The sequence below is a fragment of the Paraburkholderia sp. genome (assembly GCF_035501035.1).
GTDB lineage: Bacteria > Pseudomonadota > Gammaproteobacteria > Burkholderiales > Burkholderiaceae > Paraburkholderia.
This window is the reverse complement of record NZ_DATJWR010000453.1, coordinates 1-6,257: the sequence shown is the minus strand read 5'-3', so window position 1 is coordinate 6,257 and position 6,257 is coordinate 1. Positions and strand designations below refer to the sequence as shown.

At 59.6% G+C, this 6,257-nt stretch carries 5 protein-coding genes; all 5 read left to right on the top strand.

Translation table 11 applies throughout. The features are described from left to right. A partial coding sequence (locus VMJ11_RS31845; protein ID WP_325624969.1) for a molybdopterin dinucleotide binding domain-containing protein occupies nucleotides 1-1,656 on the top strand: 1,656 nt, incomplete at its 5' end. Nucleotides 1,657-1,666: 10 nt separating this feature from the next. Beyond that, nucleotides 1,667-2,530 carry a 4Fe-4S dicluster domain-containing protein gene (locus VMJ11_RS31840; RefSeq protein ID WP_325624967.1) on the top strand — a complete coding sequence of 288 codons (864 nt, stop codon included), beginning with the start codon at nucleotides 1,667-1,669 and terminating at the stop codon, nucleotides 2,528-2,530. A gap of 216 nt (nucleotides 2,531-2,746) precedes the next feature. Beyond that, a complete protein-coding gene (locus VMJ11_RS31835) occupies nucleotides 2,747-3,424 on the top strand; it encodes a TetR/AcrR family transcriptional regulator (RefSeq protein WP_325624966.1) in 678 nt (225 codons plus the stop codon). A 56-nt stretch (nucleotides 3,425-3,480) separates the two neighbouring features. Beyond that, nucleotides 3,481-4,380, top strand: coding sequence for a LysR family transcriptional regulator (locus VMJ11_RS31830; RefSeq protein ID WP_325624964.1), 900 nt, complete (start codon nucleotides 3,481-3,483; stop codon nucleotides 4,378-4,380). A 788-nt stretch (nucleotides 4,381-5,168) separates the two neighbouring features. Next, a partial coding sequence (locus VMJ11_RS31825) for a DUF3141 domain-containing protein (RefSeq protein ID WP_325624963.1) occupies nucleotides 5,169-6,257 on the top strand: 1,089 nt, incomplete at its 3' end.

The following is a 6,257-nucleotide window of genomic DNA, read 5'->3' as shown; positions in this document are numbered from 1 at the left end:
GAATGGCAGGAGCTGGAAACCGGCGTGCCCGCCAAGGACGTTCGAGCCCTCGCGCGGCAGTGGGGAACGAGGAAGGTGTATCTCGCCGTCGGAATGACGGGAGCGGGATTCGGCGGGGCTGGACGCGGGGCGACGGGAGCCCAATGGGCGCGCTGCATGATCATGATGATGGCGATGCAGGGATGGGGCAAGCCGGGCGTGAATTTTGGCTGTCTCGAGATCGGTGTTCCGCACGATCTGCATTTTTACTTTCCCGGGTACGCGGACGGCGGCATGTCGGGCGACCTCGCGTGGACCGCGAATGCCGTGAACAACTATCAACGCATGCCGCACATTCTGACCATGAATCCGGTCAAGCAGATGGTGCCGCGGCAGCAGTTGCCCGATGCCATCATCAACGGTCATGCGACAGGCTACCTGTGGGACGGCATGTCCCAGGAAGCGCAGTTCGCGCCGTTCAGTTACCCGATGCCCGGTTATTCGCCGATCCACATGATCTATCGCTATGGCGGTTCTGCCTTCAGCACGGTCACGAAATCGGGGCGCTGGGCCGACGCTTACCGTCACACGAGCATCGAGTTCGTGGTCAATCAGTCGATCTGGATGGAAGGCGAGGCGCAGTTCGCCGACATCATTCTGCCTGCATGCACATCGCTGGAGCGGTGGGACATCGGCGAATGGTCGAATTCCGGTGGCTACGCACATCACGGCTTCAACACGGTCAACCATCGTATGATTACGCTGCAGCATAAATGCATCGAACCTTTGGGCGAGTCTCGCTCCGACTATGACATCTTCACCGCTATTCTGACCCGTCTGGGACTCGGCAGCGTGTTCACCGAGGGCTGCAGTGAACTCGACTGGGTCAAGCGGGTATTCACCTCGTCGGATTTGCCGGATCACATTTCGTGGCGCGAGTTCTGCCGCAAGGGCTATTTCGTTGTGCAGACCGAAAAGCCGGAATTGCGACATCCGGTGGATATGCGCTGGTTCGCAGAAGGCCGGCGCAAGGATATTCAGGAACCGCATCCGATGCCGTCGCAATATGCCGAAACATTCGGCATGGGTCTGCAGACGCCGAGCGGCAAGCTCGAGTTCGTACCCGAGCTGCTGAAGCGGCACACCGCGGATAACCCCGAGCGACCGCCGGTGAACCGATACATCCCGTCGTGGGAGGGCTTGCGCTCCCCACTGGCACAGCGGTATCCACTGCAACTGATCGCCACGCATAGCCGTTACAGTTTCCATACCCATTGCGATGGCAAGAACTCGTCGGTCAACAGCATCGAAGATCATCGTGCATTGATTGGCGGACATCGCTTCTGGCTGCTGCGACTCGGTCCTGTCGACGCGGCGGCCCGTGGCATTGCCCATCGAGATCTCGTCAAGGTGTACAACGACCGGGCTGCGGTTATCTGTGCGGCGGATGTATCGCCTCTGGTCACCACCGGCGTGGTCAAGTCTTACGAGGCGAGTGCTGAGTTCCAGGTGATCGAAATAGACGGCGAGTGCGTGGAAATTGGCGGTTGCATCAACTTGCTGACCCCCGATCGGCCCCAGACGGCGGGTACAAGCAGCATGAGTCCGAATTCGTGTCTTGTGCAGGTTGAAAAGTGGAAAGGCGCAGAGGCTTTCATGATCCGTCGCGCAGCGTGAGGAGCACACGATGAGCAAGTGGAATCTCGTTATCAAGGTTGGGCAATGTGAGAACTGCCAGAACTGCGTCATCGCTGCACGCGATGAGCACGTGGGCAATGACTTTCCTGGGTACGCCGCGCCTGCCGCGGCCAGTGCCGACAGTCCCATTCGCATCCTGCGCCGTGTGCAGGGCGACTCCCACATGGTCGAAACGACGTACTTGCCGGTGATGTGCAATCACTGCGACGACGCGCCCTGCATGCGCGTCGGTGGCGATGCGATCCGCAAACGATCCGACGGCATCGTCATCATCGATCCGGAGAAGGCGAGAGGGCGCAAAGACATCGTTAAATCCTGTCCGTACAAGGCGATCGTCTGGAACGCGGAACTGCAACTGCCGCAGACCTGGATCTTCGACGCGCATCTGCTCGACCAGGGTTGGCAGCAGCCGCGTTGCGAGCAGGCTTGTCCCACTGGCGTCTTTGAGGCCGTCAAGCTCGATGACGCCGCGATGGCGGAGAAAGCCCGACGTGAAGGGCTCGAGGTTTTGCTGCCCAATCTGGAAACAAGACCTCGCGTGTGGTATCGCGGCTTGAAACGCTGGAAAAGCTGCTTCATAGGCGGAAGCGTCAGTGCTCCGGTCGAGGGCGTAGTTGAATGCGTCGCCGACGCAGCGATTGTTCTGTACTCGGGCGATCAACGGGTTGCAGAAACTGTTTCGGACGCGTTCGGTGATTTTCGGTTCGGTGGTCTCGAGAAAAATAGTGGCATGTACCGGATCGAGATTCGTCACGCTCTTGGCAATGCGTCGCGCGAGTGTGTGGTCGGCGAAAGTGTGTACCTGGGCGAAATCAGCCTCGCGCTGGCGCGCAGCGAGGTCGAGGCCAACTGATGCGCCAATCTCACGCCAGTGCCTGAGCCGGCGGAGTGGTGCAAACCGCTTTAGGCCTCGCCCGCGCCCCCAATTCATATATTGACAAAACGCTCAGATATGAGTTTAATGTCGATTGGCCGCTGGGAAGCCTGATCCGGTTTCAGCGGGGCCATCGAGAAACGGCGATTTCACAGGTTCGTCTTTGCGCAGACGAGCGCGGACGGAGAGATCGCCTTGAGCCACGCCATGAAGCCCGAACGCCTGAGCCACGCGCGCAGAAAAGAGCAGACCCGTGAGCGCCTGTACGGCGCCGCAAGGACCATGTTCCTCGAGAAGGGCTTCGCTGCCACGAGCGTGGAGGACATCGTTGAGGCCGCCGGGTACACGAGGGGCGCGTTCTACTCCAATTTCAGGAGCAAACAGGACCTGCTGGCGGAACTGTTGCGCCGCGACGCCGACGAGGCGCAGGCGGATCTGCGGGCGATCTTTCAAGAGGGCTCGCCTGAGCAAGCGACGGCGCGCATGATCGCTCACTTCGTCCACGCCCACCGTGAACATGAATGTTTTCCGCTTTGGGTGGAGGCGTACCTCCTCGCACGTCGCGACAGCGCCTTTCACGAGCGCGTTCATGCGTTGCGGCACGAGAAGCTTTTGCATGTCAGCGCCCACATTCAAACGCTCCTGACGGAAAGCGACAACGCATTGCCGCTGCGGGCGGACGCGCTCGCGCTCGGCTTCGTGAGCCTGTGCGAAGGCATGCAGCTCGTTAGCCTGTGCTATCCGCAGAGTGCGACCGACCCGTTGAATCAGATAGTGCTAGCGGAATTTGCTTCGTCCGTGCTGTATCGCCAGTCAATGGAAAAAACGCCACCGATGCAATGGCGAGAGTGCCGCACCGTCGAGAATCGTTGAACGAGGTCGCGATGTGTCGCGATAGCAATGCGTCCAGATGCTCGAAAACGTAGACCATGGAATACATAGAAAGCTTGCGTCTCTTCCGCATGATCGTCGAAGTGAGAAACTTCCGGCGCGCGGGCGAAATGATGGACCTGTCACCATCGGTCGTTTCACGCTCGATAGCGTCGCTGGAAGAGCGTCTTGGCACGCGACTGTTTCATCGTTCGACACGGCAGTTTTCGCTCACGGAAGCCGCGGAGCACTTTTACGAGGGTTGCTGTCGCGTTCTCGACGATCTGGACTGCATGGAAGCGAGCGCCGCAGGTCATGGAAGAATACCCGCGGGCGTATTGCGCGTGGTAGCGCACACTACGGCTGCGTTGACATGGCTTGCGCCGTTGATGGCGTCGTTCAAGCGCAAACATCCAAATGTCAGTCTCGATATCACATTGACCGAGCGATCTGTCGACCTGACGGCCGACGGGTACGACCTGGGCATCGTGCTACCGTTCATGCTGGCGACCGATCTGGCTGTGACGCGGCTTCTCCAGCGGCTGCCACTGGTCATCGTCACAACGCAGGCGTACCTGGGCAGGCGCCCGCCGCCGCGGCATCCTGCCGAGCTGGCAGATCATATGTTCGTCACGGTGCCGCCGTCGATGCACAAGCCAACGCTTACCTTCCGGATCGATCAGGAAAACGTCGCGGTCCCCATCAAATACGAAATAGCCTCAAATAACCCGATATTCAATCGCGACATCATTCTCGAGGGATTCGGTGTGGGCTTGCTTCCTTTCGCGCTTGTGGAGCAGGACATCAAGGAGGGTCGACTCGTACGTCTGCTGGAAGAATTCGAGATCGTCGACACGGCGGCTGAAGTCCGACTGGCCTATATCGGGCGCGCGCTGTTACCCGCAAAGGTCAGGGCATTCATCGACCATACCGCAGAGTTCTTCGAACTGGGCATTTAAGCTCCCCCCGCTCCATGCTGACGCGCTGCAACACAGTTTGATGGGAAACACCGAGTCGTTGCGTTGCGACTTGCATTGCGACGCTGCTGCGCGAGCCGACGCACCAGCGTAAGGGTCTTCTTCGTCGATGCAGATGGTGGCAGGCCGCGAGGGGGGGCAGCTCCACATCCGTGCCCCGGTTTGGGCATTCAGGTCAATCTGCGCTGCATTGCAGACATCGCTTCTGCAGGCGGCGATGAGTCACGGTGTAACCGGACCTGAATATCTGGCGGCTCGAGAGAGACTGATCGTCGCGTTCGGCGATGGGTGAGTTTGGGCGACTCGCGTGCTTGCAACGGTTGCCGGCGCACGCCGCCACGTCTGCACCGTATCGACTGCAAGCCACGGCAGACTCGACACCGATTTCAGCTTGCGGGGATCTATCAATAATTTGCAGGCCAAACTATTGGAAGCTTATGCGAATTCCGCGAGATCACACCGCTCGTGTATCTCCTGCATGCGTGGCCCATTCTCCCCTCAATGCTGCTCGGCGCGTCATCTTCCGGCAGCGCCCCCCCAATCGCATCCGTTCGCATTTTCCATGCTGCGTCGAAGCGACGCGGGTGGCGGTAGTTAATCTTTTTTTCATCGTCATCGCCATATAATCCGTCCATGGTCATAATGACCAAATGGTCGGAATGACATGCGACACGTGGCGCAGTGACGCAGCATCAGGCGTTCCTCTCTGCGCTCAGGCAATGGGGAGAACATGGCCCAGGTTACATCGCTTCCTTTAAGGAGATCCACGGATGGATCAGATGACACAGCTGACCCGAAACAACGAGATTGCATTGAAAATCTTCGAACTGCTTCGCAAGCGCCTAAGCGAGGGGCAGGAGCGTTTCGGGCAGAGGACGCGCGAAGCGATAAGCGGTGACAGTGAACCCGTTCCCAACCCCGGGCAGTTTGATGCGTCGACTGCGTGGCGTTACGCAGTCGATGTCGCGCAGCGGTCGGTCTTGTTCTGGGACACCTTGCGTCAACGCGGCAACGAGTTCATCGAGCGCAGCAAGCAGGGATTCAAGCCGGCGTTGCATTTTGACTATGACGTGGTGCTCGATGCGAGGCACTTCGAGCGCCCAGTCAACTACGTCCTGTTGGCGATCAAGGCACCAGAAGGTGTCGAGATCGACGTGAAAAAGCGTCCTTATCTGATCATTGATCCGCGCGCGGGACACGGTCCGGGTATCGGCGGCTTCAAGGACGATTCACAGGTCGGCGTTGCGCTGCGCGGGGGGCATCCTGTCTATTTCGTCGCGTTCTTCCGGGAGCCCGAACCCAGGCAGACGCTGCTCGACGTGTGCGCAGCCGAACAGCAGTTCGTGCGAAAAGTGCGCGAACTGCATCCGGACAGCCCGAAGCCCGCAGTCGTCGGGAACTGTCAGGGCGGCTGGGCCGCGATGATGCTCGCCAGTTCCTCCCCGGAAGATACCGGCCCCATCGTCGTCAACGGCGCTCCGATGTCTTACTGGAGCGGGGCATGGAACGAGGGCGAGGCGCCCAATCCGATGCGGTATGCCGGGGGTATGCTCGGCGGCACCTGGCTGTCCTCACTGGCTGCGGATCTCGGCAACGGCAAGTTCGATGGCGCTAACCTCGTCAGCAACTTCGAGTATCTGAACCCCGCGAACACGTGGTGGGACAAGTACTATCACGTGTTCGCCAATATCGAAACGGAGCCGGCGCGTTTTCTCGAATTCGAGCGCTGGTGGGGCACCTACTATCTGATGAACCGGGAAGAGATCGAGTGGATCACCCATAACCTGTTTGTCGGCAACCGGTTGTGGTCGGGGCAAGTGCGTGGTCCGTCCGGCAAGTCGTTCGACCTGCGCGAGATC